Origin of the sequence: Bradyrhizobium sp. (genome assembly GCF_022844465.1) — a bacterium.
GTDB lineage: Bacteria > Pseudomonadota > Alphaproteobacteria > Rhizobiales > Xanthobacteraceae > Bradyrhizobium.
The window spans coordinates 1134425-1158190 of sequence record NZ_JALHLP010000001.1 but is presented as its reverse complement, the minus strand read 5'-3'; the positions used below and the strand labels follow the sequence as shown (position 1 = coordinate 1158190).

General features: G+C 59.9%; 25 protein-coding genes. 11 read left to right on the top strand and 14 right to left on the bottom strand.

The window, feature by feature from the left end; genetic code table 11:
- Positions 1 to 85 precede the first annotated feature (85 nt).
- Positions 86 to 1891, bottom strand: a complete 1806-nt coding sequence (xoxF5, locus tag Q0D31_RS05480; RefSeq protein ID WP_291846233.1) for a lanthanide-dependent methanol dehydrogenase XoxF5 — start codon at positions 1889 to 1891, stop codon at positions 86 to 88.
- A gap of 394 nt (positions 1892 to 2285) precedes the next feature.
- Here xoxF5 and Q0D31_RS05475 point away from each other — a divergent pair, with 394 nt between their 5' ends.
- From Q0D31_RS05475 to Q0D31_RS05460, 4 genes are all read left to right on the top strand, one after another.
- Positions 2286 to 3254: a helix-turn-helix domain-containing protein gene (locus tag Q0D31_RS05475; protein ID WP_291846232.1), complete on the top strand. Its 969-nt coding sequence runs from the start codon at positions 2286 to 2288 to the stop codon at positions 3252 to 3254.
- Positions 3255 to 3875: 621 nt separating this feature from the next.
- Positions 3876 to 3956, top strand: coding sequence for a pyrroloquinoline quinone precursor peptide PqqA (pqqA, locus tag Q0D31_RS05470; protein ID WP_291846818.1), 81 nt, complete (start codon positions 3876 to 3878; stop codon positions 3954 to 3956).
- A 362-nt stretch (positions 3957 to 4318) separates the two neighbouring features.
- Positions 4319 to 5185: a hypothetical protein gene (locus Q0D31_RS05465; RefSeq protein WP_291846227.1), complete on the top strand. Its 867-nt coding sequence runs from the start codon at positions 4319 to 4321 to the stop codon at positions 5183 to 5185.
- A 121-nt stretch (positions 5186 to 5306) separates the two neighbouring features.
- Positions 5307 to 5543, top strand: a complete 237-nt coding sequence (locus Q0D31_RS05460) for a hypothetical protein (protein ID WP_291846219.1) — start codon at positions 5307 to 5309, stop codon at positions 5541 to 5543.
- Between the two features lie 27 nt (positions 5544 to 5570).
- On the opposite strand, the gene Q0D31_RS05455 is transcribed toward Q0D31_RS05460, so the two are convergent.
- Together Q0D31_RS05455 and Q0D31_RS05450 are read right to left on the bottom strand one after the other, a co-directional pair.
- Positions 5571 to 5915 (bottom strand): hypothetical protein, encoded by a 345-nt coding sequence (locus tag Q0D31_RS05455; protein WP_291846214.1) that lies wholly within the window; start codon positions 5913 to 5915, stop codon positions 5571 to 5573.
- 32 nt (positions 5916 to 5947) lie between these two features.
- Entirely contained in the window at positions 5948 to 6742 is a 795-nt protein-coding gene (locus tag Q0D31_RS05450) for a pentapeptide repeat-containing protein (protein WP_366518495.1), read from the bottom strand.
- A gap of 123 nt (positions 6743 to 6865) precedes the next feature.
- Between Q0D31_RS05450 and Q0D31_RS05445 the strand changes: the two genes are divergently transcribed.
- A complete protein-coding gene (locus Q0D31_RS05445; RefSeq protein ID WP_291846204.1) occupies positions 6866 to 7225 on the top strand; it encodes a hypothetical protein in 360 nt (119 codons plus the stop codon).
- A gap of 41 nt (positions 7226 to 7266) precedes the next feature.
- On the opposite strand, the gene Q0D31_RS05440 is transcribed toward Q0D31_RS05445, so the two are convergent.
- Positions 7267 to 8046 carry a quinoprotein dehydrogenase-associated SoxYZ-like carrier gene (locus Q0D31_RS05440; protein ID WP_291846812.1) on the bottom strand — a complete coding sequence of 260 codons (780 nt, stop codon included), beginning with the start codon at positions 8044 to 8046 and terminating at the stop codon, positions 7267 to 7269.
- A gap of 87 nt (positions 8047 to 8133) precedes the next feature.
- Positions 8134 to 8547 carry a hypothetical protein gene (locus Q0D31_RS05435; RefSeq protein ID WP_291846196.1) on the bottom strand — a complete coding sequence of 138 codons (414 nt, stop codon included), beginning with the start codon at positions 8545 to 8547 and terminating at the stop codon, positions 8134 to 8136.
- Between the two features lie 327 nt (positions 8548 to 8874).
- Here Q0D31_RS05435 and Q0D31_RS05430 point away from each other — a divergent pair, with 327 nt between their 5' ends.
- Together Q0D31_RS05430 and Q0D31_RS05425 are read left to right on the top strand one after the other, a co-directional pair.
- Complete coding sequence (locus Q0D31_RS05430) at positions 8875 to 9717, top strand: substrate-binding domain-containing protein (protein WP_291846809.1); 843 nt, start codon at positions 8875 to 8877, stop codon at positions 9715 to 9717.
- Positions 9714 to 10289 (top strand): PQQ-dependent catabolism-associated CXXCW motif protein, encoded by a 576-nt coding sequence (locus Q0D31_RS05425; RefSeq protein WP_291846187.1) that lies wholly within the window; start codon positions 9714 to 9716, stop codon positions 10287 to 10289. Before Q0D31_RS05430 ends, Q0D31_RS05425 begins: the two co-directional genes overlap by 4 nt.
- 30 nt (positions 10290 to 10319) lie before the next feature.
- Here Q0D31_RS05425 and Q0D31_RS05420 read toward each other — a convergent pair whose 3' ends face one another.
- From Q0D31_RS05420 to Q0D31_RS05400, 5 genes are read right to left on the bottom strand one after another with little or no spacing between them, the layout of a single operon-like run.
- Positions 10320 to 10934 (bottom strand): hypothetical protein, encoded by a 615-nt coding sequence (locus Q0D31_RS05420; RefSeq protein ID WP_291846179.1) that lies wholly within the window; start codon positions 10932 to 10934, stop codon positions 10320 to 10322.
- The gene (locus Q0D31_RS05415) at positions 10931 to 11779 is read right to left on the bottom strand and encodes an ABC transporter permease (RefSeq protein ID WP_291846172.1); all 849 of its coding nucleotides are present in this window, start codon (positions 11777 to 11779) and stop codon (positions 10931 to 10933) included. The genes Q0D31_RS05420 and Q0D31_RS05415 overlap by 4 nt, the downstream gene beginning before the upstream one ends.
- Positions 11776 to 12597: an ATP-binding cassette domain-containing protein gene (locus Q0D31_RS05410; RefSeq protein WP_291846170.1), complete on the bottom strand. Its 822-nt coding sequence runs from the start codon at positions 12595 to 12597 to the stop codon at positions 11776 to 11778. The genes Q0D31_RS05415 and Q0D31_RS05410 overlap by 4 nt, the downstream gene beginning before the upstream one ends.
- Positions 12594 to 13598: a YVTN family beta-propeller repeat protein gene (locus tag Q0D31_RS05405; protein WP_291846167.1), complete on the bottom strand. Its 1005-nt coding sequence runs from the start codon at positions 13596 to 13598 to the stop codon at positions 12594 to 12596. The genes Q0D31_RS05410 and Q0D31_RS05405 overlap by 4 nt, the downstream gene beginning before the upstream one ends.
- Complete coding sequence (locus Q0D31_RS05400; protein ID WP_291846160.1) at positions 13580 to 14764, bottom strand: ABC transporter substrate-binding protein; 1185 nt, start codon at positions 14762 to 14764, stop codon at positions 13580 to 13582. Before Q0D31_RS05400 ends, Q0D31_RS05405 begins: the two co-directional genes overlap by 19 nt.
- 147 nt (positions 14765 to 14911) lie before the next feature.
- Between Q0D31_RS05400 and Q0D31_RS05395 the strand changes: the two genes are divergently transcribed.
- Entirely contained in the window at positions 14912 to 15427 is a 516-nt protein-coding gene (locus Q0D31_RS05395; RefSeq protein ID WP_366518494.1) for a DUF3280 domain-containing protein, read from the top strand.
- A gap of 12 nt (positions 15428 to 15439) precedes the next feature.
- Here the strand turns inward: Q0D31_RS05395 and fghA are convergent, their stop codons facing one another.
- Both fghA and Q0D31_RS05385 read right to left on the bottom strand, forming a co-directional pair.
- The gene (gene fghA, locus Q0D31_RS05390; RefSeq protein WP_291846805.1) at positions 15440 to 16285 is read right to left on the bottom strand and encodes an S-formylglutathione hydrolase; all 846 of its coding nucleotides are present in this window, start codon (positions 16283 to 16285) and stop codon (positions 15440 to 15442) included.
- Between the two features lie 32 nt (positions 16286 to 16317).
- Positions 16318 to 16938: a response regulator transcription factor gene (locus Q0D31_RS05385; RefSeq protein WP_291846153.1), complete on the bottom strand. Its 621-nt coding sequence runs from the start codon at positions 16936 to 16938 to the stop codon at positions 16318 to 16320.
- A gap of 226 nt (positions 16939 to 17164) precedes the next feature.
- Between Q0D31_RS05385 and Q0D31_RS05380 the strand changes: the two genes are divergently transcribed.
- Together Q0D31_RS05380 and Q0D31_RS05375 are read left to right on the top strand one after the other, a co-directional pair.
- Positions 17165 to 18538, top strand: coding sequence for a histidine kinase (locus tag Q0D31_RS05380; RefSeq protein WP_291846151.1), 1374 nt, complete (start codon positions 17165 to 17167; stop codon positions 18536 to 18538).
- A 37-nt stretch (positions 18539 to 18575) separates the two neighbouring features.
- Positions 18576 to 21083, top strand: coding sequence for a TonB-dependent receptor (locus Q0D31_RS05375; protein ID WP_291846149.1), 2508 nt, complete (start codon positions 18576 to 18578; stop codon positions 21081 to 21083).
- A gap of 51 nt (positions 21084 to 21134) precedes the next feature.
- Here Q0D31_RS05375 and Q0D31_RS05370 read toward each other — a convergent pair whose 3' ends face one another.
- On the bottom strand, positions 21135 to 21518 hold the full coding sequence (locus Q0D31_RS05370) for a YkvA family protein (protein ID WP_291846147.1): 384 nt from the start codon (positions 21516 to 21518) through the stop codon (positions 21135 to 21137).
- 262 nt (positions 21519 to 21780) lie between these two features.
- The gene (locus Q0D31_RS05365; protein WP_291846145.1) at positions 21781 to 22212 is read right to left on the bottom strand and encodes a hypothetical protein; all 432 of its coding nucleotides are present in this window, start codon (positions 22210 to 22212) and stop codon (positions 21781 to 21783) included.
- 20 nt (positions 22213 to 22232) lie between these two features.
- Between Q0D31_RS05365 and Q0D31_RS05360 the strand changes: the two genes are divergently transcribed.
- Positions 22233 to 23762: an AMP-binding protein gene (locus tag Q0D31_RS05360; RefSeq protein WP_291846142.1), complete on the top strand. Its 1530-nt coding sequence runs from the start codon at positions 22233 to 22235 to the stop codon at positions 23760 to 23762.
- Positions 23763 to 23766: the final 4 nt, after the last annotated feature.

The following is a 23766-nucleotide window of genomic DNA, read 5'->3' as shown; positions in this document are numbered from 1 at the left end:
TACGCAAGAGCTTGCCCTCGAGATGCGGTGGTAGGCGAACCGGCGCATGGAGCAACTCCATGCGCCGGTTCTGAGGTGGCTCAGCTCACTGCGGCAGCGCGAATACGGTCAGTGCTCCGCCGAGCGCGGTGTAGTTGCTCAGCGCGGCGTAGCCGCCGACGGCGCCGAGGCCGGCGGTCGGATCGGTCAGACCGGCTGCAAGACCAATACCCGCCCAGCCACCGACGCCGGAAAGCACCGCAATGTACTGCCTGCCGCCCTGCTCATAGGTCGTGACGTTGCCGATGATGCCGGACGGGGTCTTGAACTTGTAGAGTTCCTTGCCCGTCTTGGCGTCGACCGCCTTGAGGTACCCCTCCAGCGTTCCGTAGAACACCACGCCGCCGGCGGTAGCGAGCACGCCGGACCACACCGAGAACTGCTCCTTGTTCGACCAAGCGATCTTGCCGGTCTTGTTGTCCCAGGCGATGAAGTTGCCCATATGGGTCGCGCCGGGAGGCGGATACATCGAGAGCGTGGCCCCGACATAGGGCTGGCCGGCGGTGTAGCTTACCTTGAACGGTTCATAGTCCATGCAGACGTGGTTGGTCGGCACATAGAACAGTTGCGTATCCGGCGAGTAAGCTGCCGGCTGCTGGTCCTTGGTGCCGAGCGCCGCTGGACAGATACCCTTGGTGTTTTTGTCCTCGCCGCCTTTCTCGGTCGAGTATTGATCAACGACCTTGGGACGCCCGTAGGTCGGCGAGCTCTTGTTCATATCGACGCCGGTGGTCCAGTTGACCGTCGGGTCATACTTCTCGGCCACAAGCAATTCTCCGTTGGTGCGGTCCATCGTATAGGCCAGCCCGTTGCGGTCGAAATGGGTGAGAAGCTTGCGTTCCGTGCCGCCGATCTGCTGATCGCTGAGAATCATTTCGTTGACGCCGTCGTAATCCCATTCATCGTGGGGGGTCATCTGATAGACCCAGCGGGCCATCCCGGTATCAGGATTGCGCGCGAAAATGGTCATCGACCATTTGTTGTCGCCCGGCCGCTGCTTCGGATTCCAGGTCGAGGGATTTCCCGAGCCGTAGTAAACCAGGTTCAAAGCGGGGTCATAGGACAGCCAACCCCATGTGCAGCCTCCGCCGATCTTCCACTGATCGCCCTGCCAGGTCTTGAGGCTCGAATCCTTGCCGATCGGCTTGCCGAGTTCGGTGGTCTTCTCGGGATCGACCATGAGCTGATCGTCCGGCCCTTGGGAGAATGCCCGCCACAACAGCTTGCCTGACTTGAGATCGTAGGCGGTGACGTGACAATGCACGCCGAATTCGCCGCCGGAAATACCGACCAGGATCTTGTCCTTGACGACCAGCGGCGCGGAGGTTCCGGTCGAGCCCTTGCTGGGATCGCCGTTCTTCGCACTCCACTCCACCTTGCCGGTCTTGGCATCGAGGGCGACCAGGGTGGTATCGGCCTGGTGCAGGAAGATCTTGCCGTCGCCATAGGCCACGCCGCGGTTCACGGTGTCGCAACACATCACCGGGATGACGTTCGGATCCTGCTTCGGCTCGTACTTCCAGACGATCTGCTGGTCCTTGGATAGGTCAAGAGCATAGACCTTGTTGGGGAATGGCGTGTGAACGTACATCATGTTGCCGATGATGAGCGGTCCGCCTTCGTGGCCGCGCAGCACGCCGGTCGAGAACGTCCATGCGACCTGCAGTTTGCCGGCATTGGCCGCGGTAATCTGGTTGAGCTTTGAGTAGCGCGTATTGGCGTAGTCTCCTGCCGGCATCACCCAATCCTTCGGGTTCTGCGACATCTTGATCAATTCGTCGTTGGCCACCGCGGTGCCTGCGGTAAACGCCGCCATAGAGCCAAGACAAGTTGCAAATAGCACTTTGCGCATCGCGTCCTCCCACTGATGAACTCTCGGGTTCCGTCGAGACGGCCCAGCTTTTTCCATTTTGTGCCGTATCCTTATCCCGTCCGGTAATAGGAAACTTGCCCAAGAGGGAACGGCATTTGCTCCAAAGCGAAACGCAACCGATTTCTCGCTTCCGGGCGCAAATCCAGCTGGCGCGGCTATCGATGCGGCAGTGCAATGGAGCACGTGGCAGGAAGATGCTTGCGCGGGGCGACGGGCGAGTTTTCCCTTGACGGAGCAGGAACTAAGTTAGACGATCAATCCTAGGGGATACGTTGCTCAGCAACAAAAGCTGCTTTAATCCGAGGTAGATATCGCTTCATCGTGACCGAGCCGCGCGCGGCAACAGTCACGTTTCTCGAATCGGTGGCTGGAAATGTCGGATACCGTCCACTCGCTTACCACCGCCGGTTTATCGCCAAAGAAGCAGATTCAGTGCTGGTCAGATGCGCTGGCGGATCTCTGCGGCCAATTTGACATCGATCCGCTGAAAGCGTCATCGCTCGAGGCGCGGGTCAACTACACAACGGTCTCGCGGCTGAAGCTCTGTCAGATCGAGGTGAGCCAGCATCGGATCGCGCACGCGGTGTCTCGTTCACAAGCCAGCGAACATCCCTATGTGAAGATCCTGTTTCAGACGCACGGAATTTCCTATTTTGAGCAGGACGGCCGCCGCTTCGAACTGATGCCAGGCGATTGTCTGGCCTACGATGTTTCCTGTCCGCATACGATCATCAGTCCGGCGTTGACACGGCACGAGGTCGTGATCGTGCCGAAGGCGCTGCTGCAGGAGCGCGGCTTCCACATGGCGAGGATGTCGGCGTGCAAGCTTTCGGCGCGCACCGGTACCGGCCGCATCGCCCATGACTTCGTGCATGCCGCGTTCGAACAGGCTGCGAAACTGTCACCGAACAACGCCGTCGTCGTCGCTGATTCGCTGATCGATCTCCTGTTGTTGCCGCTCCGCGAGGCGGACGCGGCGTTCGATCGTGGCGGACCCGAGGCGATGTATATTCGCGCCCAGGCGTTCATCCGCGAACATCTGCGCGACCCTGATCTCTGCATCGACCAGATTTCCGCCGCACTGGGCTGCACCAAACGCTATCTGCACATGCTGTTCAGCGACAGGGGAATCACTGTCAGCGACTATATCTGGCACGCGCGATTGCAGAACTGCCGGCACGAACTGGAGACTCACGCCGGAAAGACGGTTACGGATGTCGCATTTTCATGGGGCTTTTCTAGTTCGTCCCATTTCAGCCGGGTCTTCCGCAAGTATTTCGGAGTTGTTCCGTCTTCCATCCATAAGGCGCAGCACGGAAGCCCGCGGTCAGGCGCTCCCTAGTTGTCGCGCGCCGGCTTAAACCCCAGCAGCGCTCAACAATCTCTTGGCCGCGGCTTGGGACCACGCTTGTCGACCGGCACATTGCAATTGTCGATCCGTTGCTCGTCCATCCACTTCCTGCCGACACGCTCCTTTCCGGTTAGGGATGCTGGCGGTGTTTCTGAATCCAGGGTCGGCTGGCCAAGCCGCGAACGGTCCTCGGCATCTGCTGGCAGCGTAAGGAGAAGGGCGAGGAATGCACTGAGTGTTCCAATGTACAGCGATCGCATGAATGGCCTCGCAACCTTGGTCCGCGGTCGGAGGGAACCTAGGCGCGCCCGACCAAGCAGTGGTGCGATCCACCTGGCCACCCGGAACCTGCGGCCATCTGTCCCCCACGCCACAAGCTGCGATAGGATAGTCGAAACCGGCAGGTCACGGCATCACATTCGGGGGATGCCGTAACGCCCATCCCGCATTGGTAACACAGAGCTTTGTCCAGAAGAGAAGTGGCCTTGCCCGGGAGAGAAGTACCTTGGCGCACATGTGCTCGGCTTCGATGTGCCGCACTTGCGCTGCGTCCGGGGCGGCTCTAGGTTCAACTTGGTGCGACGTCGCGCCAAAACTACCTGGGAGACCCAAATGACGTGGAAGACTCCGAAGATCGTCGAAGTGCCGGTGGGCATGGAAATCAACATGTACGCCTGCGCATCGCGCAAGTAGACTGCATCGAAACGATCTGCCCGGCTCTGGCAACGCGCGCTGCTGCTTCGAGCCGCGGCAGACGTCCGGTTCGATAGTTCGTCTGATGCAGTATCCAAGGCGTGACTGGACCAAAAGCGCAATCTCCAATTGCCTTGCATCGACAGGCGAAAGTTCGACGCGTCAGGCTTCTCGTAGAGGAAGCTTTGCTATTCGAGTTCCACGTATTGTGACCCTCGCGCCTGAACCGGCGTCGCCGTCACCGGAACGCGGGGACCGCGAATTCCAATTCCATGGCCGCCAGCCCCTGCATTATGGTAGGGTTGCGTCGATCAGTGGCGCCTCGTTTCATTCACGTCGTTTTTCATTCCTATGGCTTTTGAATGCCGTTTCGTTCGAAGATCATCCGGATGGCGTTTGTGTGTCTCTGCGCGCTGCTTCCCGGCGGCGTTTGCGCTGAGGGCATCGATACCGAGCATCTGTTCGGTTTCATGATCGGCACCGACATCGGAAAGGTCGGAGAGCGCGAATTCCAGAGCCAGACTTTCGGACGATTTGCCAGGAACGGCGGGAACTACCGGGCAATCGGCCAGGAATTTCAATTGGAATTCGTGCCTGTCAGGAATGTCCGGGTGGAACTAGGCACCAGCTTTACGTCCCATTTCATCCGCGGTGTACCTAGTCTGGAAGATCGACGGCAGTTGTCGTGGGAAGGTATTTCCGTGGACCTGCGCTACCGGTTTCTCGATCGGGACGCGGCCGCATTTGGCTTTACCATGGTGGTAGAAACCTACGCCACCCGCATCAACGAGACCACGGCGGCGGCGGTCCGAAGCTACGGTACAGGATTAACGCTGGCGTTCGACCGGGAAGTGATTCCGAATGTCGCCGTTGCCGCACTCAATCTGATCTACCAGCCGGAATGGACGCGGCAGGTCGGCATCGGGACTGCAGAGCAGGAATCGACTGTCGGCGCCGCGTTCGCCATGATGGTGCGAACACGTCCGGATTTCCTTCTCGGCGGTGAAGCACGCTATCTGCGTCAGTATGAGGGGATCGGTTTGCAAGAACTGACGGGTCAGGCGCTATTTGTTGGACCAACCGCCTATTTCCAATTGTCGCCGCGTTCACGATTGACCGCAGCCTGGAGTATTCAGGCCTGGGGACGTCCGGCCGGATCGAATGCGGCCCTCGATCTGGCCAACTTCGAACGCCATCACGTGCGGCTGAGATTCGGCGTTAACTTTTGAGGCGGACGGCCGCCACGGCGCCGACCTGGGGCCGGGTATTCACGGTATGGTGAAGCTTTGCCTGCCTGTTACGTAGCTGTTTGTGTTATCTTTCAACGCACTAGCTCTGGGAATCTCAGGCATGAATGCGATCGACCTGGTATTGACGGTATGTGCCGTGCTGTCGCCGGCCACCTGCGAAGAGAGGCATCTTGTATTTGTCTCGAACGCGTCCTTGCAGCAATGTGTCATGGCTGCGCAGCCTTATATCGCGCAATGGGTTGGCGAGCATCCCAAATGGACCGCAGTGAAGTGGCGCTGCGAATATCCGCGCCTCAACGACCGGGCGGATAAGGGCGTGGTTGCGCCCGCAGGCTGAAGCGATCTTGCGCGGCTGCAGCAAGGATTACTTGCTGCAGTCCTTCAAATCCTTGTCGGCTATCGAGAACACTGCGTCTGCCCTGATTTCGATGTCTCTCACCAGGCATTGCCTTGAGTCGCGATAACTCACCTTGGCATCGTAGCGTCCCGGCTCCACGCTCGTGATGCGCAGGCGTTCGTTGTGGTCGACCTCCTTGTCCCTGTCGTTCAGGGTTTGGTTCGGTCCCCAGGCGTCCGTCCCGGCCGGCGACAACTGAAAACCTGAGATCGTCGAGGTGGTCAGGTTCCAGAGCCGGATGCCCTTGCTCTGCGCGGCAACGTCGCCAGCGCCAGCGAACAATAGCAGAACCAAGCCCAGCATGCATCGCATCACTCAATCCTCCCGTGGCAAACCTGAAGGCGTCAGTGCCTTATCAGACGTTCCCGGTTTTTCGCCTTCTCGAAATTTCTTGCGCGGTCGAGGCCGATTGGAGCTATCAACTTCGTTGAATCAAGATCGGCGCCGTCGAAATCGGTTTCGACGACCGTGACCCCGGTCAAGTCGGCGCCACCGAGTTGGGCGTTCTTGAGGGAAGCACCCGTGAGGTCGGCAGCTTTCAGCGAGGCAAATTCGAGATCGACGCGAGACAGGTTTGCGCCGCGCGCATTCAACCGTTCCAGATTGGCGGATTTCAGCACCGCGCGCATCAGGCCCATCGACTGGTTGCGCATGTCGGCGCTCAGATTTGCACCCGAGATCGAGGCTCCGACGAGACTCGCGCTGGAAAGATCGGCGGCAATGCGTGCTCCCGAGAGATCGGCGCCATCGAGCCGGGCGCGAGCCATCTGCGAGGCGAACAGGTTGGCGCCTTTCAGGCTTGCGCCCGTAAGATCCGCCTCGAGCAGCCACGCCTGATCGAGAATGGCGTGATCCAGTTTCACGCCGGTCAGCTTCGTCTTGTTGAGCCGTGCAGCGCGAAAAATCGCAGCCGACAGGTTGAGCCCCGAGAGGTCGAGGCCGGACAATCGCTTTCCGGTGAAATCGGCGGGCGCGGCGATGGTCGCCGCAGCGAGCGCGGCTTCGACTTCTGCACGGTTCATTTCGGCCGTAACCATATCGGGCGACGACAGGTCGATGTGACGCATCATGTCCTGCGCCGCCGCTGTCATGGTCATCACAGCAAGACTGAGCACTGCGATTCCGGGCCAGCGTTTCACGGTTATCCTCCGCAGCAGCATGCGAACAAAAGTCACATCGTGTCAGAGCCACTAGTTCGAACGTCATCTTTTCTGCGGGTTAGTCATAGCATAGTCTCGCAGTCCAGAGCGGGGAGAAAGTCGATGGCGCCTTACGGATCGGTACGACGAATCGTCACCGCGTTGACCGCGCTGGGGGCGACGGCAATGATCGCGAGGGCTCAGGAAATCAACGATTACCCGACTTCGGCACGAGCGGAATATGTCTTTGGCTGTCTCAAGGCGAATGGCGAGACACGACAGGCGATGGAACAATGTTCCTGTTCAATCGACATTATCGCGTCGCTCCTGCCCTATCACCGCTATGTCACCGCCGAAACCGTCCTAAGCATGTCGCAGGTTCGGGGCAATCTGGGTGGACAATTCCGTACTTCCGAGCAGGCGGCTGGAGCGCTCAATGAACTCCGGCGGGCGCAGGCCGAAGCGGAAGTGAGATGTTTCTAGACGCGTCGGCGCAAGCGCCGATGTTGGCCTATCGCGTCGCGTCAAATGCCGGAATCGTCGATCTTCCACTCCTTCCGGAATACGTGTCCTTGGGTATCCCTGGCTTCGGCGCGGAAACGTTTCGCGCCATTCGAAACATAGGTAAAGCGGATATTGGGGTCTTCCGAGATTGAGATCCCACCTTCCATCGAAAGTACCAGACTATCATCTTGCCACAGCCGCAATTCGTTTACAAAGAAGGCCGGGAGGTAGAGCTGTGTCACTTGATCCATCTGCAGGCCGGAATGGCTGGGATGACTGATCATGATCTGCGCCTCGCGGGCGCCGCTGGTAGGGCCCTGACTGGGTCGCGCGAATTGCCGATATCGCATCTGGCCCAACCTATTCCTGGCTTCGTCGATGTCCTTGGTGGCCGGGGCGGAGCAGCCACCGGAGGCCTTCACGTAAGTTTTCGTCATGTAAAGCTTGCCGTCGCTCAGTTCCGCTACGGCATGAACATCGGTATAGTTGTTGACACGCACCCGCGTCGAGATTTCGGTCACATTGGCGTCGGGGCCCAGTTCGAACTTTGCGGCCATTGGTGCTGGGTTTTGGTCGATGACCAGCGTGATCGTGAGCACGCGGCGGCTGTCGCCCAGCGGCAGTTTGGTACGCAGGGTGACGGGAACGATCGCCGCATCCTCGGCACGATACGGCATCTCGATAGCGATCACGTCGGCGCCATCGTTCATCGGACGATTGTTGAAGATGTCCTGGGCCAGGCCGGGCCACGGATCGTAGGCCTCGGGCGTTGCGGCGGGCGCACCACGCACGCCGAGCATGACGCTCAGGAGACTGGCGACGCAGAGAAGATGGAAACGACGTCCAAGCATGGCTGCTGCCCCTCGCTGGGATGGAACGTTGCGCCGTCAATATACGCCATCAGGCGGGCTATTCCCATTCAATTTAGGAAAATGCGGTGTTTCATTGCGCGCATTGTAGTCGTCGAACAATTGCCATCGCGATCGCTCGGTGGCCGCGGCGGTGTCGGCAGCGACCGTAATCGGCTCGCCACGGGCGATGAGCTTGCGAACATCCCACGCCAGTGTCTCGAGGTAACGTCGCTGGTCGGAGAGGGCGCCCGGCCAGTCGCTCACAGGTTCGTGACCGGGAAACACGCGTTTTGCGGGAAGGGTGCTGAGTTCGTCGATCACCCCCAGCCATCCGCGAATACTGCCGTCCAGCACCGGAATGTGGGTGGGGAATACGAGATCGCCCGCGAACAGGGTTTTGGTTTGCTCGTCGAGCGCGGAGAGGTCGTTGTCGCGTGCGCGGTAGGCCACGACCTTAAGGTCAGGATTAGCGAACCGAGATCGAGCTTGACGGTGCCGCCGACGAGGAGCGTGGGCGGTATCATGCGCACCCCATCCAACAACTGGTCGCCCATGGTCCGTCGAAATGCTTCAAGATAGAATTGTCCGCGATATCGTTCGTAGTGGTCCCGGTGAAGCGGGTTTGCGCCGCAGCATGGCTGGCCGATCCATCCCGAAGATTATTCCTGTTGCACGCCATCGCCCACTGCGCAATCTATGGCTGGCAGCCGGTGTTTGATCGAGAGGAACACAGCAATGACAAATCTTGCGCGACGTCCCGGCTTGCTTCTCGCGCTGATGGCGATCACTGCAACACTTGCCGGCGCCAGCATTTCCCGGGCGCAGACGAATGATGGCACCGACCTGTCACTCGAACTCGTCGATCCCAAGGTGCTGAGGGTCTGTTCCGATCCGCACAATTTGCCGTTCTCGAACGACCAGGGTGAGGGCTTCGAGAACAGGCTCGGCGAGCTATTCGCGGAAAAGCTGCAGAAAAAGCTGGATTACATGTACTTTCCGCAAGCGACCGGTTTCGTCCGGATGACGTTAGCCGCTCATCGCTGCGACGTCATCATGGGCTTTCCGCAAGGCGATGACATGGTCCAGGGTACCAATCCCTACTACCGGACGGCATACGCGCTGGTTACCAAGCAAGGCAGCGGTCTTGACGAGGTCGCGACCCTGGGCGACAGTCGCCTGAAGGGAAAGCATATCGGTATTGTTGCCGGCACGCCGCCCGCCACCAGCATGACCGCCAATGGTTTGATGGCGGACGCCAAGTCCTACCCGTTGATGGTCGATACGCGCATCGATTCGTCGGCAGAAGTCATGATCGACGACCTGACGTCGGGAAAGATTGACGCCGCCATTCTGTGGGGACCGATCGCCGGCTTTTTCGCCAAGAAAGCGAGCCCGCCACTTCATGTCACGCCCCTTGTCAAGGAAACCATGGGATCCCGGCTTGCCTATCGCATCGGCATGGCGGTCCGGCCAGCCGACCAGAACTGGAAACGGCTTCTCAATCGTCTGATCCAGGAGAACCAGCCGGCCATCAACAAGATACTGCTCGACTTCGGCGTTCCCTTGCTCGACGAGAATGACCGGCCGATCGGCGCCGAGACGGCGACGAAGTCGCCATGATACGGAGGCTTGCGTGTGTGGTCGTTGCGACCTTTGCGCTCGCAGCCGAAGCTCACGCGCAGCAGAACGTGGCCGAGCCTGACGAATACCGCACGGACAATTATCGCGCGCCTGTTCCTGCAACGCTCGCCGGCGTACGCGTCTTAACAACCGCAGAGGCCGAAGCGATCTGGCGCGCAGGCAAGGGTGCCTTCATCGACGTGCTGCCGCGTGCGCCAAAGCCTCAAAACCTTCCTTCTGGCACGGTCTGGCGCGACAAGCCGCGGCTTAACATTCCCGGCAGCATTTGGTTGCCGGACACTGGATACGGCAAACTGGCGGCGGCAACCGAGGCCTATCTGCGGCGGGGGCTCGAACGGGCTTCCGGCGGCAACAATGCTGCGCTGCTCGTGATCTACTGTCAGGAAAGCTGCTGGATGTCCTGGAACGCGGCGAAACGAGTGCTGTCCTACGGCTATCCCAATGTGGCCTGGTACCCTGAGGGAACCGAAGGTTGGGAGCACGCCAACCTGCCGGTCGCTGAAGCGCAGCCTGAACCCAGAACAGACGAAGAAGGGTTATCACCGCGTTAGCGCGTATTTCCTTGCAGGGTCGCGGGTTCGCTATTCAATCTCCTGTTGGATCATACGGCCAAGCGCGAACAACCGCTGGTCGATCGCGGTAGGCACCTCACAGACGAATTTGACCACGCGCTGCCGGTCCTCAAAAATTCGGGTTTGCCAGACCAGTTGATTGCTGAGATCGTCGATCCGGGTCTGGTCGGGCGGGGACGCACCCTGCAGCGCATGCAGGGCAGACACATCGGATCGGATCTTGTCTGCTGCGTCGCGCTGCTTGCGGGTGATCCGTTCCAGTCCGTTTATGACCGACGTGCGCTGTGCGTTGAGACTCTCGAACAGGCCAGCGAACAGGAGTTTGCCCGCCGTGGCCTTTTCGACCGCCGAACCCACGAAAGATTCCGCAATCAGCTTCTGGGCGTCGTCAAGGGAGGTCCGTCTGGCGGCCAGCTTCGAAACCAGCGCGCTCACCTTGATGTCGTCCTTCCATTTGTCCTTGATGTCGTCGAGCGGCGGACCTGCCCATACCGCGGCGAGCGAGATTTCCGGGACCTTGGCCTGGGTACATGGCCAGTCCGGGTAGCGCGGATCGGCGGCAAGGCAGATTTCAGTCGACGCTGCGGCGAAGAGGAGCACCCCGATCGCGATCTGCCGTCTCATGTCTCGCCTCCAGCGGGCCCGCGGCGGACCAGGCCGCGTGATGGATCATAGGCGTATATGGCTCCGATCATGAAGGCCGTCGTGCAGCAAAAGACGACGACCAGCGAAATCCAGTTTGTCTGTCCGTACAGCGCGAAGCGTATCAGTTCGACCGCATGGGTAAATGGATTGAACAGGCAGACATAGTAGAGCAGGGGACTGCTCTCTTGCACCCGCCAAAGCGGATAAAGCGCAGACGAGGCGAAGAACATCGGGAAAATGACAAAATTCATGACGCCGGCAAAGTTCTCGAGCTGCTTGATGCCGGAGGAGATCAGCATGCCGAGCGCGCCCAGCATCAAGCCCGAAAGGACCAGCGCCGGCAGCACCGTGAGATAGCCGATCGGCGGCGGTGCGATATCCCAGAACCAGGCGATCAAGAGGAAAGCATAGACCTGAAGCAATGAGACAGCGGTTCCCGCCCCAAGTTTGCAGAACAGCAGATACCAGCGCGGCAACGGGCTTACCAGCAAGGTACGCATATTTCCCATCTCGCGGTCGTAGACCATCGATAGCGACGATTGCATACCGTTGAAAAGCTGGATCATCGCCACCAATCCGGGCGCGATATAGACCTCATAGAGGATGTAGGTTTCGTAGGGCGGGATGATGGAGATGCCGAGGACCTGACGGAAGCCGGCGGCGAAGATGAAAAGCCACACCAGCGGCCTGACCAGCGCCGAAACAAAACGTTCGCGCTGGTGCACGAAGCGCAGGGCCTCGCGCCACACGATGCCGTTCAGGCAGGTGACATATTGCACGAGCGAGAAGCCACCGTGGTTTCGGTTGACGGTCGTGGACCTCATGGCGCGGAGCTCCCAGGATCCGCCGCAGCCTCGGTCAAGCGCATGAATGCGGAATTGATGTCACGGGCTCCGGCGTCGGCGACGATGTTCTCGGCCCGGCCATGCGCAAGAACCCGGCCCTGATGCAGGACCACAAGGTCATCTCCGGGCATGGTCTCGTCAAATAGATGGGTCGCCCACAACACGCCGATGCCTTGCTCGATGACAAGCTGCCGGACGTGTCCGAGCATGTCGGTGCGGGCCTTGACGTCGAGCCCGACGGTGGCCTCGTCAAGCAGCAGCAGGCGCGGACGATGCAGCAAAGCGCGCGCGATTTCCAGCCGCCGCATCTGACCGCCCGATAGGTCGCGGACCTTGCTACCGGCGCGGTCCGCAAGTGCGATGCGCGTCAGCAGGTCCTCGCTGCGCAGGCGTGCCGCGCGCTTGGCGATGCCGTGCAGGGCGGCGTGGTAGAGCAGATTCTGCGTCACCGAGAGGTCGAGATCGAGCGTGCGGGACTGGAATACCACGCCAAGCAGCCGCAACGCTTCGCTGGGCGCAAGGCCGATGTCGTGGCCGAAAATGCCGATGCGCCCAGCCTGAATGCCGAACAACCGCGTAATCAACGAGAACAACGTGCTCTTGCCGGCGCCATTGAGGCCAAGCAGCGCGGTGAAGCTCGCCGGTGCAACCTCGAAGTTGACGTCAACCAGAGCCCGCCTTGATCCATAGGAATGACTGACGCCTTCGATCGACAATGCGGGAGTAACCGCCGGATCGTCCCGGGTTGGGATGTCCGGCGGTGCGAGACCGGCATTGTGCGCGCTGATCGCCGTCATGGCTGAGCAAACGTAATTCCCCAGGGCAGTTCGCCGACCTGGATTGTCTTGATCACCTTTTGCGCTGCCACGTCGATCACCGAGACATCGTTTGAAACGCCGTTGGTCACCAGCAGATATTTCTCATCCGGGGTGAAGGCCATGTGCCACACCCGTTGCCCGACCAGAAGATATTTCGTGACCTTATGGGTGTTTGCATCGACAATCGCAATTCGGTTGGCGGGGCCGAGCGCAATGAAAGCGGTCTTGCCGTCCTTGGTGATCCCGATGCCGACCGGCTGGATCGCCTCGCGCCGCAGGCCAGGGATGCTGAACTCAATCTTGCCGGTAATGATCCGTTTGGCAGGATCGATGATGGAGACGGTGCCGCCGATCTCCGACGACACCCACAATTCGGAGCTGTCACGCTTGAATGCGGCAAAGCGTGGCCGCGCATCGACCAGCACATTGGCGACGATCTGACGCGTCGCGGTGTCGATGAAATGCGCCATGTTGGTAGTCTCTGAGGTATTGATCAGGATCTTGCCGTCCGGGCTGATCGCCATGCCTTCGGGCTCGACGCCGACCTGGACATCACCGACGCGGACGCGCTTTTCGAGGTCGATGATTGTCACTGTGTTGTCGTTCTCGTTGGCGACATAGAGGATCTTGCCGGCGGCATCCTGGGTGAACAGTTCCGGATCGGGGCCGGAGGGCAGGCTGTCCACCACCTGCTGGGTCGCGGTATCGATCACCTCGATCCTGTCGTCATCGCCGACCGCGACCAGCACGAATTTGCCGTTCCTCGTGAACTCGATGCCGCGCGGTCGCTGGCCGACCTTGATGGTATTGGTGACAGTCCATTTTTCGGTATCGATCACTGATACCGTGTTGCTTTTCTCGTTCGACACATAGGCGATGAAAGCCATAGCGGGCGTTACGGCCGCGAGCCACCCAGCTATTCCGGGAAGCAGACATCGACGCCACATCCGCGATCCCTCCGTCATCGATTCAGTTTGCATTTGGTTTCGGGCCGGTCGACGCCGAGAGTGTCAAGTTCGGAATGCTGATGCAAGAAGCCCTCCTGCGGCGAAACCGAGACGACCATGCGTCCATCGACCAGCAGGATGGGTTGGCGAAGCTGCAGGTTCCAGTCCCGCAGCGTCAGTCGCTGCCCCTTGAACGCCGCAACGGAAAAATCAGCTCCGTTGAGAAAGTCAAACACCGATTTCGGGTCGCCGGAGTTGATGCGCGACGTTGCTTCGCCGATCATGCGCGCTGCGGTCCAGGCCTGCATGTCCCGTGCCGTCATGCGCCGCGAATTCAGCTTGATGAAGCGGTTTTGTATCTGGATCGCGCCCCACTGGTCGTGCGCCGCGTCCCAGCTCGTCGGCACCAGGCCTGCCGAGCCGGCGATCGGCCGCGGGTCCCAGGTGCGGTAAGGCAGATAGGAGGCGAAAACCTCGCTTTCGTCGGCAGCGACGAGAACGTCATAGGCCGGCGCTTGCTGCGTAAAGACGGGCATCTGGCGCTGGATCAGGGTCACGCCGCTGTCGGTGCGGCGCGCGCCGCCGGCATCTTCGAATACACGTTCCTGAACGATCTTGGCTCCAAATCGCGCGGCCGCGCGTCGCAGCGCATCGGCGTAGAGCTTGTCGGCCTCATGTGAACCGACCACCAGCAGCCAGCGCTTCCACTGCTTCCATACCAGATACTGGGCCAACGCGTCGGCGAGCATCGAGCGGGTCGGCGCAACATGGATTACATTGGTACGGCAATCCTGCTCGCGCAGCCGATCGTCGGTCGATCCGGCGTTCAGCAGCACGGTCTTGCTGCCGCGAAGCGCATCGGAAGCCTTCAAGAGCGCCTCGGCAGGAAGATCGGCGATGATGAAGCCGTTGCGGCTGGCGAGGGCCGTTGCCGCCTTGGCGATATCCTCGCCATCCTTCAGCCGAACCTCCTCCAGGTAGAAGCGCTGATTGAGAAATTTTCCGGTGGTGTTGTTGTCCTCGATCGCAAGACGCGCGCCCGCGATGCCGTCATTCTCCGAGGGTTGTTCGACGAGAGACAATTTCGATCTGACGCCGGCCTGGCCGAGATAACCGATGCCGACCTCGACCGGGTCGGCGGCGAGCGCGTAGCTGGCCAAGAGGCTGATGCCGATCACACCGACCAATTGTCGGATCATGGGCGCTCCCTGATGCCCCTCGACCTGACGACGATGGAGGCGCGCTTGCCTTTGCAGGCACTCTTGACTTGAAACATGACGGAATTGCTCTAACTTGCAAGTTCGCATTTCGTCGTTGCGCGACGGTCGAGTTCGGGGGTCACGGTCATGAGAGCGTACTTTGCCCTGGCCGCACTCATACTCCTGGTGTCGGTACCGGCGCGCGCCGATCCACCGAAGCTGGCGATCTTCGATTTCGAGTTGTTGGATACGAGCCTCGAGGGCGAGATGAGAGGGCCTCAAGCCGACGAGCACGACCGACTGATGCGCATCGGCGATCTGGTGCGCAGGCAGTTGACGGAATCCGGAAAGTTCCAGCTCCTCGACATTTCTCCGGTGAAGGCAGCGGCTGAGGGCAGCAATCTCCAGGCCTGCGGCGGCTGCGACGTTCAATATGCGCAGCAGATCGGCGCCGATCTGGTCATCACCGGGCTCATAAGGAAGATCTCGACCTTGATTCTTAACCTGACGATCTTCGTGCGCGATGTCCATACCGGACAACTCATTACCGCAATGAATGCCGATTTCCGCGGCAACACCGATGAATCCTGGATGCGGGCGACGAACTATCTCGTGCGCAACCGATTGCTGGCGCCGAATTATGGCAAGCCCCAGCCGCAATGAATAATAGACAATTCAAGCCTTCAGGCGCGCGGCATGCCAGCGCAAATGATCGGCCATGAACGTCGAGATGAAATAGTAGCTGTGATCGTAACCTGGCTGGCGGCGAAGGGTGAGGGGAATGTTCGCCTTCTCGCAGGCATCCTTCAGCAATTCCGGGCGAATCTGCTCGGCGAGAAATTGATCGGCGTCGCCATAGTCCACCAGTAAATCGGAGAATCTGGCACCGTCCTCGATCAGCGCAACCGCATCATGTCTGCGCCATGCTTGCTTGTCGGCTCCGAGATAGCCTCCCAGCGCCTTGATACCCCACGGAACTTGCGAGGGAGCAACGATCGGCGCAAAGGCACTGACGGCGCGGTACCGATCCGGATGGCGCAAAGCGACGGTCAGTGCGCCGTGGCCTCCCATGGAATGACCGAGGATGGATTGCCGCCGGGCATCGATGGGAAAATTATCGGCGACCAGTTTCGGCAGTTCCTCCGTGACATAACTCCACATGCGGTAGTTGCGCGCGAAAGGCTCCTGCGTTGCGTCGACATAGAAGCCGGCACCGAGCCCGAAATCGTAGGCGCCGGCGGGGTCACCGGGCACTTTTTCACCGCGCGGGCTGGTGTCCGGGGCAACGAAGGTCAATCCGAGTTCGGCGCAGGCGCTGCGCAACTCACCTTTTTCAGTGACGTTGGCGTGGGTGCAGGTCAGTCCCGACAAATACCATACCACGGGCAGCTTTGCGCCATCGCGATGGGGAGGGACATAGACCGAAAATGCCATGTCGGTCCCGGTCTCAGCGCTGGCGTGCATGTAAACGCCTTGCATGCCTCCATGCGATTTGTTGAGCGAAACCGTTTGAATCGTCATGAACTTGTCGTTCCCTGCCGCGCGGCGCAATCTCAGGCCACGCCGTTTTCGATGGCCAATCGCACCAGTTCGGCTGACGTACGCACGCCGAGTTTGTGGCGCATGATCGAGGATGTGTTGGCGACAGTCTTGTAGGAGGAGTGGATCAGCCACGCGATTTCGGATAGGCATTTGCCTGCACTGAGCAGCCGCAATATCTCCATCTCGCGCGCAGTCAGTTTCGTAAGTGGGCTTCGCGCGAAGGAGGGGCCAGCGAATGCAATACTTTGCGCAATCGCCGGCGGCAAATAGACCCCGCCCTTTGCTACTTCACGGATGGCCTCGACAAGGTCCTGGGGATCTCCGGTCTTGGGGACAAACCCCTTGGCGCCGACTGCAATAGCGCGCGCGGCGAATACCGGATCATCGTTCATGCTGAAAATGATGATGCGCGCGGACGGATCGCGCCCGAGCAGGCGCCGCGCCAGTTCAAACCCGGACACTGTCGGCAGATTGATATCGATCACGCATATGTCCGGGTGCCGTTCGCCGAACAGGCGCTCGCCGCTCTCCGCGTCGGAGGCGTCCACGATGTCGATCTCCGGGTCGTTAGCGAACAAGGCACGACAGCCCGAAGCAACGATGCGATGATCATCAACGATCAGAACGCGCATTGGCACACTGGTCCCGAATAGCCACGTCAATCCCGTTGCTGCACCGAAGGCGGAACACCGGCGCAGACTTCGGATACTTGCCGCCGATAATCATGCAACCCGGGCGATGTTGCTATACGCTTCAATTAGATAGGCGACTGTTTTATCTGTCAACGCTTCGCTCAATCGGGGAATCGACGACGAGTTCGCTCTCAGACAAAGGCGATTTCACTCCTGGACAAACGATATGTGGCAAAAGCTCTCCTTGCGCGCCCGGGTCAACCTGCTGCTCGCGCTTGTCCTCACGCTCGGTCTGGCCATCAATGTTGCGCGGCTCGTGCTCGAGGCCGGACCTCGTGTTCAGGCCGAAGATCAAAGCGTCATAAGGTTGGCGCGTGAATTTATCGATACGATCGTTGCAGGGCTCAACGAGGCGCCGGATCCCGAAGCGCGGTTGAATCAGACTGTTTACGACCTCAACCGGCTCCGCCATGTCAGCATCATGCGGCAAGGGGCCGTAGCCGAAAGATCCGGGATCGCGGACGGGCCGGATGACAGTTCCGATGCGCGCTCCCCGCCGGGATGGTTTGTCAGGCTTGTTCACCCCGAACAAACCACCGTGAACGTGCCGATTTCGATCACGGGAAAGCCGGGTTCGCTGCTGATCACTTCGCATCCCAACGACGAGATGACCGAGATCTGGGACGGAATCATCACCCAGCTCCAGGTCGGCACAGCGATCGCGATCGTGCTCTTCCTCATTACAAGCAGGGTCGTGAGGCGGGCGCTCGCACCAATCCAGGCGCTCTCGGAGGCGATGACGAAGATCGAGGCCGGCGGCTATGACACGCGCGTGAAACCGGACGGCCCGCCGGAACTCGTTGCCATCTGCGACAAGTTGAATCACCTGGCGGCTACGCTGGGCGATGCGGTCGACGACAAGAGGCGTCTGGCCGAGCGTGTCGTCTCGCTGCAGGATGTCGAACGCAAGGAAATTGCACGCGAGCTTCATGATGAAGTTGGACCCTATCTCTTTGCTTTGCGAGCTCATGCCAGCGCGCTGACACGGATTGCAGATGCGACGGGTCTGAACGCGGAAGAAGCGCGAAAGCACGGCAGCGCCATATTGGAGCAGGTAAACGCCTTGCAGCAATCCAATCGGCGGATCCTTGAAAAGCTACGGCCGGTGGGGCTGGCAGAGCTAGGCCTTCGTGAAGCGCTCGGAGCCCTGCTGCGTCTATGGGGAGAGTCACATCCGGAAGTAACGATTGAAGCGGCAATCTCGCAGTCGCTTGGGGAGATTGGAGAGACGGCCGATCTGACGATCTACCGCACCATTCAGGAAGCACTGACAAATGTCTTTCGCCACGCCGGCGCCACCTGCGTCAACGTAACCGTCGAACCCACCGGGCTGCCTGCCGGTCTGACGCACACCGGCCATGGCGCCGCACGGGTGCGGGTCCGCGACAACGGCATCGGATTGCGGCCGGGTCACAGGCTTGGCTACGGGCTAGTGGGAATGCGTGAGCGCATTTTGGCATTGGGTGGCTCCCTCACGATTGTTTCCGGTGAAAGCGGTGTAACGGTAGAGGCAGTGGTGCCCAGCGACGTGCTTTGCTGATTCGGGAATTTTCCCGAACTTGTTCGGGACGTTTTGAATGGTGCGCAAATTTTTTGAGCCCTTAGATTGCTCGCTACTGACCGGCAGACACCAACTCGGCCGGAATGCAGTGGGGATGCAAATGGGCGTTCGGTTCCTGTTTATTGGGGCAATGTCACTGGGTCTGGTTCCGACGAGTGCTTGTGCTCAAGCCCCGGACCCGGCTGGTGCTGCCGAGGTATTGCCCGCGATTGAGGTAACTGCGCCGACGACGAGGGCCAAGCCGGTCCGCAACAGAAATGCCACCCGGGCCGCCACAAACACGCGCAGGGTGTACGTCTATCCGACCGCACCCGCGCCGACGGCGGGTTCGGGAATAGATGTCGACAAGGTGCCGGCGAGCGTCAACGCGGTGGGTGCCGGACAAATTGCCAGAACCGGCTCGCTGAACATCGCGGACGCACTACAGCAACAGGTGCCGGGCATCATCATCAGTGATACGACCGGAAATCCATTTACGCCTGACATACAATTTCGAGGCTTCGTTGCATCTCCGGTCGCCGGTACTCCTCAGGGACTGGCGGTTTACCAGAACGGCGTGCGCCTTAACGAAGCGTTTGGGGACACCGTCAATTGGGATTTGATCCCGACAGCCGCGATCAGATCGGTCACCGTCGTGACCAACAATCCCGCGTTCGGTCTCAATGCGCTGGGCGGCGCCGTCAACGTCCAGATGAAGGATGGCTTCAACTATCGTGGCGCCGAAATCAACACGATGGGCGGTTCGTTCGGACGCATCCAGAGTTCGGCGCAGTATGGCAAGCAGATCGATAAGTTTGCTGTCTATGGCGCGCTCGAGGGAGTGCGTGATAATGGCTTTCGCAACTTTTCGGAGTCGGAAATTCGTCGTTTCTACGGTGATGTCGGATACCGGACCGATAGCAGTGAATTTCACCTCAACATGGGAGTTGCCAAGAACAATTTCGGCGCGGCTGCGACGGTGCCGATCGAATTGCTGCAGAACTATTGGGGGGCGACCTACACCACGCCGCAAACGACAGCCAACCGCGTTGCCTACGTCAGTCTGACCGGAAAGGTCGAGGCCACACCGACCTGGACGATCGAAGGCTCGGCGCGCGTCCGCGCGTTCCAGCACAAGACGGTGGATGGCAATCCAACTGCCACCCAGCCATGTGCAGCCGATCCGTTGCTACTTTGCTTTAACGACGATGACGTGCCGGCAAATGGCCTCAATGGCGTCCAGCTCGCAAATCCCTTCGGTCCCGACGCTGTGCTGGGACAGATCGACCGGACCACAACGCGTTCGGTCACGACCGGGGTGACCCTTCAGGCAACCAATACCGGCCAGCTTTTCGGGCACAACAACCAGTTCATGGTTGGCACCAGTTTCGACTCCAGCGTCACCCGCTTCGGGGCCAGCGCGGAATTGGGCACGATCGGCTCAAACTACGTCGTCAACGGCAGCGGCATGTATCTCGGCCCGTCCGGCGAGCCGATTTCGATCGGCCCGGTCGCGCTTCGAGCTACCAACCGGTACACCGGGCTCTATGCGCTCGACACGTTCGACGTGACGGATGCGCTTTCAATCTCGGGCGGCGGCCGGTTCACCCATGCAATCATCGATCTTCAAGATCAGATCGGCACCGCGCTCAACGGCAGTCACACGTTCAGCCGCTTCAATCCGATGATCGGCGGCACCTACAAGTTCACACCGGGTTTGACGGCCTATGCCGGATATGCCGAAGCCAATCGCGCGCCGACCCCGCTGGAGCTCGCATGCGCCGATCCTGCGCGCCCTTGTCTCATCGCCGCATTCCTCATCGCCGACCCGCCGCTGAAACAGGTTGTCTCCCGTACCGTGGAGGCCGGTTTCCGCGGAACGACCGAACTGAATGTCGGAACGCTCGGCTGGAAGGTTGGAGCGTTCCGCGCAACCAATGCCGATGACATCCTTGCGATTCCGAGCCCGGAGCTGCAGGGATTTGGCTACTTCCAGAACGTGGGTCGGACGCGCCGCCAGGGCATCGAAGCTCAGTTCAATCTGACGTCGAAGACGATGCAACTCTATGCCAGCTATGCTCTCGTGGATGCACGCTTCCTCGATTCACTCCAGGTAGGCTCCAACAGCCCGTTCGCCGATGCCAGCGGCAATGTGCAGATTCTGCCCGGCAATCGCATTCCGACGATACCCCGCAACCGGTTCAAGTTCGGTATCGATTATGCGGTCACCGATGCCTTCAAGGTCGGAGGCGATGCGTTGTTCGTCGACAGCCAGTATTTTGTCGGCGATGAATCCAATCAGGCACAGAGATTGCCGTCCTATGCGGTCTTCAACCTGCACGCTTCCTATCAGATCAACAAGACGTTCCAGATCTACGCCCGCGCGGATAATGTCTTCGATAACCGCTATGCGACCTACGGGACTTTCTTCGATACCGGTGGCGTGCCCAATTTCGCCAATGGCGGCGTCTCCTTCACCGACGCGCGTTCGGTCAGCCCGGCGCGGCCGCGCGCCTTTTACGCAGGCCTGAAAGCGACGTTCTGAAGCAGGGGGTACCGCCAGGGAGCATCGTGCCGCTCACGAAAGCGAGCCATTTCAAGGCCGGCTCCAACAGGCATAGCCGATCCCTCCCAGCGTCAATGCGCCTGCAATCCACAACAGGATGATTGCCACCATTCCGGCTCGACTGGTTGGACGCCGCCCGGCCTCATCCGCCCTAGCGCGATACTCATCCATAGTTTCGGCAGGAATGAGCGCGACCACGAGCCAGATGCCCAAGGGAAGGAGGATTAACTCGTCTAGATAGCCGACGATCGGGATGAAGTCTGGAATCAGGTCGATCGGCGAAAGCGCATACCCGGCAACGACAATGGCGAGCGCCTTCGCGTACCACGGCACGCGCGGGTCGCGGGACGCGAGATAGATCGCGTGACCGTCTCGTTTTAGGGTGTTCGACCAGGTCTTGATACCAGAGAGCATTTGGCTTTCTTTAGGGATGGCTGCATTTGGCGCGAAACCGACGTTCTATATAGCGTCCTAAGCCGTCGAAAGCGGTCGCCGCCTCCAGGAAGACAGCGGACGGCTCGGCCGACATCGCCGGCGCGCCCGATTTGCCGGTTGGTCCTCCTATCCCTTATGGGATCGACTTGCGACAGAAAAGATTAATTAGATCATCAGATGACTTTGTTAGGCTGCCGCTTTCCATCGCTCCTTCATGGAGTGGAACGAAAGTTTAGGTTTCTCATTCGGTTGGAAGGCGGCGTGTGCCGATGTGCACAGAGATGAGCAAAATAACCGCGTCCCGCTGTTGGCCCGTTGTTGATTTAACCGATGAAAGGAGTTTGCCGTTAGCTGCCTCGACAGCGGCACGGGACATCTGTTGTAGCTTGATGAGTGAGGCCCGGCTGTGAAGCGCTTCGACCGTTGAGGCTCTAACCTGGCTTGATGTGCTCAGGAGCGATAGCTGGCGCTGCAGAAGCGGAACATCTACGCGCCGGTCGAGGAGCTGACGATTTCCGCTCTGGATATCGCCCAAGATTTCAGGTCGCGTAGCCCACATTTTTGCTGCAGTTGCGAAGTCGCTTTCGGTTCTATCCTCGCGCGCGTCCTTCTGGCACTTGGCACGGACTATGGTTTCCCTGTCGAAAACCGAATCAAGATGTGCTGGAGTCATGTTTGCAAAGGGGGGCGTCCATGAACCTGTCCATGTCGCTACGAACAGCGGCCATCCGGCTTCCCAACCAGCCCGCGATTACGGCGGGGGAGACGAGGCAATCCTATGGCGTTCTTGAGGACCGCGTCGGGAAACTAGCCGCCGGTCTGAGGTCGCGACTGAATCTGACGCCCGGAAACCGCGTCGGGCTCGCAATGGAAAATTGCGCCGACTACCTGATGATCCTCTACGGCATCTGGCGCGCAGGCCTGGTGGCCGTGCCGATGAACGCGAAATTGCACGCCAAGGAGATGGCGTTCATCCTTTGCAACTCTGGTTGCAAGCTCTGTTTCGCGACGTCTGACGTCGCGGAGCGCTTGGGTAGTGAAAGCCGTGGTGGCCTTCCCCGGATCGTGGTGGCGGGAACGCCAGACCTGGAGCGGCTCCTGGTGAATGAGCCGGTCACGACGGTGTCGAGCGCGCCTGAGGATGAAGCCTGGCTGTTCTACACTAGCGGCACCACCGGGCGGCCCAAGGGAGCGGTTCTGTCGCACCGCAACCTGTTGTTCATGAGCCATTGTTACTACGCCGATATCGACCAGATCGACGAGCGTGACGTTAAGATTCATGCTGCGCCGCTGTCGCATGCCTCTGGTCTGTATGCCATCCCGCACTTGGCCAGGGGATCGCATCAGATCGTTCTGGCAGGTTCCTTCGATCCGGACCAGATTTACGACCTGCTGGCGCGGCATCAGAATGTAACCCTGTTCGGCGCGCCGACCATGGTCAGCCGGCTGGTCAATCACGACCGCGCCGGCACGGCTGCGATCAAAAACCTCAAGACACTCTATTTTGGCGGCGCACCGATGTATGCGTCTGATCTGAAGCAGGCTCTGGAACTATTTGGCCCACGCCTGACGCAGATCTACGGACAGGGCGAGTCCCCCATGACGATCACCAGCTTGCCGAAACATCTGCTCGGCCAGAGCCGTCACCCCCGCCGCGAAGCGCTTATCGCAAGCTGTGGGTTCGCTCGGACCGGCGTGGAGGTCAGGGTCGTTGACGAGAACGGCCAACCGGCGGCCGTTGAGGAGATAGGGGAGGTGATTACAAGGTCGGACTGCGTGATGCAGGGCTACTGGGACAATGCCGAAGCCAACGCCAAGTCGCTGCGCGACGGTTGGCTGTGGACCGGTGACCTCGGGTCAATGGATGCCGAGGGCTTCCTGACGCTCAAGGATCGTTCCAAAGACATGATCATTTCGGGCGGCTCAAACATCTATCCTCGCGAACTTGAGGAGGTGTTGCTCAAGCATCCGGCTATCCTCGAATGCGCAGTGATCGGCGTGCCGGACCCCGAGTGGGGCGAGGCTGTGACGGCTTTTGTGACGCTGCGGCCCGGACAGGAAGTGGGCGACAATGAACTCGATCAGCTCTGCCTGGACAATGTTGCGCGTTATAAGCGGCCGAAGAGTTACCATCGTATCGATTCGCTGCCGAAGAGCAGTTATGGCAAGATTCTGAAAACGGAGCTGCGGGCGCAACTCGCAGCCAATCGGACCAGGGAGTAGCCCG

Excerpts from the sequence above, each read along its gene's own strand:
- xoxF5 (WP_291846233.1), bottom strand. The coding sequence starts at position 1,891 with ATGCGCAAAGTGCTATTTGCAACTTGTCTTGGCTCTATGGCGGCGTTT.
- Q0D31_RS05475 (WP_291846232.1), top strand. The coding sequence starts at position 2,286 with ATGTCGGATACCGTCCACTCGCTTACCACCGCCGGTTTATCGCCAAAG.
- pqqA (WP_291846818.1), top strand. The coding sequence starts at position 3,876 with ATGACGTGGAAGACTCCGAAGATCGTCGAAGTGCCGGTGGGCATGGAA.
- Q0D31_RS05465 (WP_291846227.1), top strand. The coding sequence starts at position 4,319 with ATGCCGTTTCGTTCGAAGATCATCCGGATGGCGTTTGTGTGTCTCTGC.
- Q0D31_RS05460 (WP_291846219.1), top strand. The coding sequence starts at position 5,307 with ATGAATGCGATCGACCTGGTATTGACGGTATGTGCCGTGCTGTCGCCG.
- Q0D31_RS05455 (WP_291846214.1), bottom strand. The coding sequence starts at position 5,915 with ATGCGATGCATGCTGGGCTTGGTTCTGCTATTGTTCGCTGGCGCTGGC.
- Q0D31_RS05445 (WP_291846204.1), top strand. The coding sequence starts at position 6,866 with ATGGCGCCTTACGGATCGGTACGACGAATCGTCACCGCGTTGACCGCG.
- Q0D31_RS05440 (WP_291846812.1), bottom strand. The coding sequence starts at position 8,046 with ATGCTCGGCGTGCGTGGTGCGCCCGCCGCAACGCCCGAGGCCTACGAT.
- Q0D31_RS05430 (WP_291846809.1), top strand. The coding sequence starts at position 8,875 with ATGGCGATCACTGCAACACTTGCCGGCGCCAGCATTTCCCGGGCGCAG.
- Q0D31_RS05425 (WP_291846187.1), top strand. The coding sequence starts at position 9,714 with ATGATACGGAGGCTTGCGTGTGTGGTCGTTGCGACCTTTGCGCTCGCA.
- Q0D31_RS05420 (WP_291846179.1), bottom strand. The coding sequence starts at position 10,934 with ATGAGACGGCAGATCGCGATCGGGGTGCTCCTCTTCGCCGCAGCGTCG.
- Q0D31_RS05415 (WP_291846172.1), bottom strand. The coding sequence starts at position 11,779 with ATGAGGTCCACGACCGTCAACCGAAACCACGGTGGCTTCTCGCTCGTG.
- Q0D31_RS05410 (WP_291846170.1), bottom strand. The coding sequence starts at position 12,597 with ATGACGGCGATCAGCGCGCACAATGCCGGTCTCGCACCGCCGGACATC.
- Q0D31_RS05405 (WP_291846167.1), bottom strand. The coding sequence starts at position 13,598 with ATGCAAACTGAATCGATGACGGAGGGATCGCGGATGTGGCGTCGATGT.
- Q0D31_RS05400 (WP_291846160.1), bottom strand. The coding sequence starts at position 14,764 with ATGATCCGACAATTGGTCGGTGTGATCGGCATCAGCCTCTTGGCCAGC.
- Q0D31_RS05395 (WP_366518494.1), top strand. The coding sequence starts at position 14,912 with ATGAGAGCGTACTTTGCCCTGGCCGCACTCATACTCCTGGTGTCGGTA.
- fghA (WP_291846805.1), bottom strand. The coding sequence starts at position 16,285 with ATGACGATTCAAACGGTTTCGCTCAACAAATCGCATGGAGGCATGCAA.
- Q0D31_RS05385 (WP_291846153.1), bottom strand. The coding sequence starts at position 16,938 with ATGCGCGTTCTGATCGTTGATGATCATCGCATCGTTGCTTCGGGCTGT.
- Q0D31_RS05380 (WP_291846151.1), top strand. The coding sequence starts at position 17,165 with ATGTGGCAAAAGCTCTCCTTGCGCGCCCGGGTCAACCTGCTGCTCGCG.
- Q0D31_RS05375 (WP_291846149.1), top strand. The coding sequence starts at position 18,576 with ATGGTGCGCAAATTTTTTGAGCCCTTAGATTGCTCGCTACTGACCGGC.
- Q0D31_RS05370 (WP_291846147.1), bottom strand. The coding sequence starts at position 21,518 with ATGCTCTCTGGTATCAAGACCTGGTCGAACACCCTAAAACGAGACGGT.
- Q0D31_RS05365 (WP_291846145.1), bottom strand. The coding sequence starts at position 22,212 with ATGACTCCAGCACATCTTGATTCGGTTTTCGACAGGGAAACCATAGTC.
- Q0D31_RS05360 (WP_291846142.1), top strand. The coding sequence starts at position 22,233 with ATGAACCTGTCCATGTCGCTACGAACAGCGGCCATCCGGCTTCCCAAC.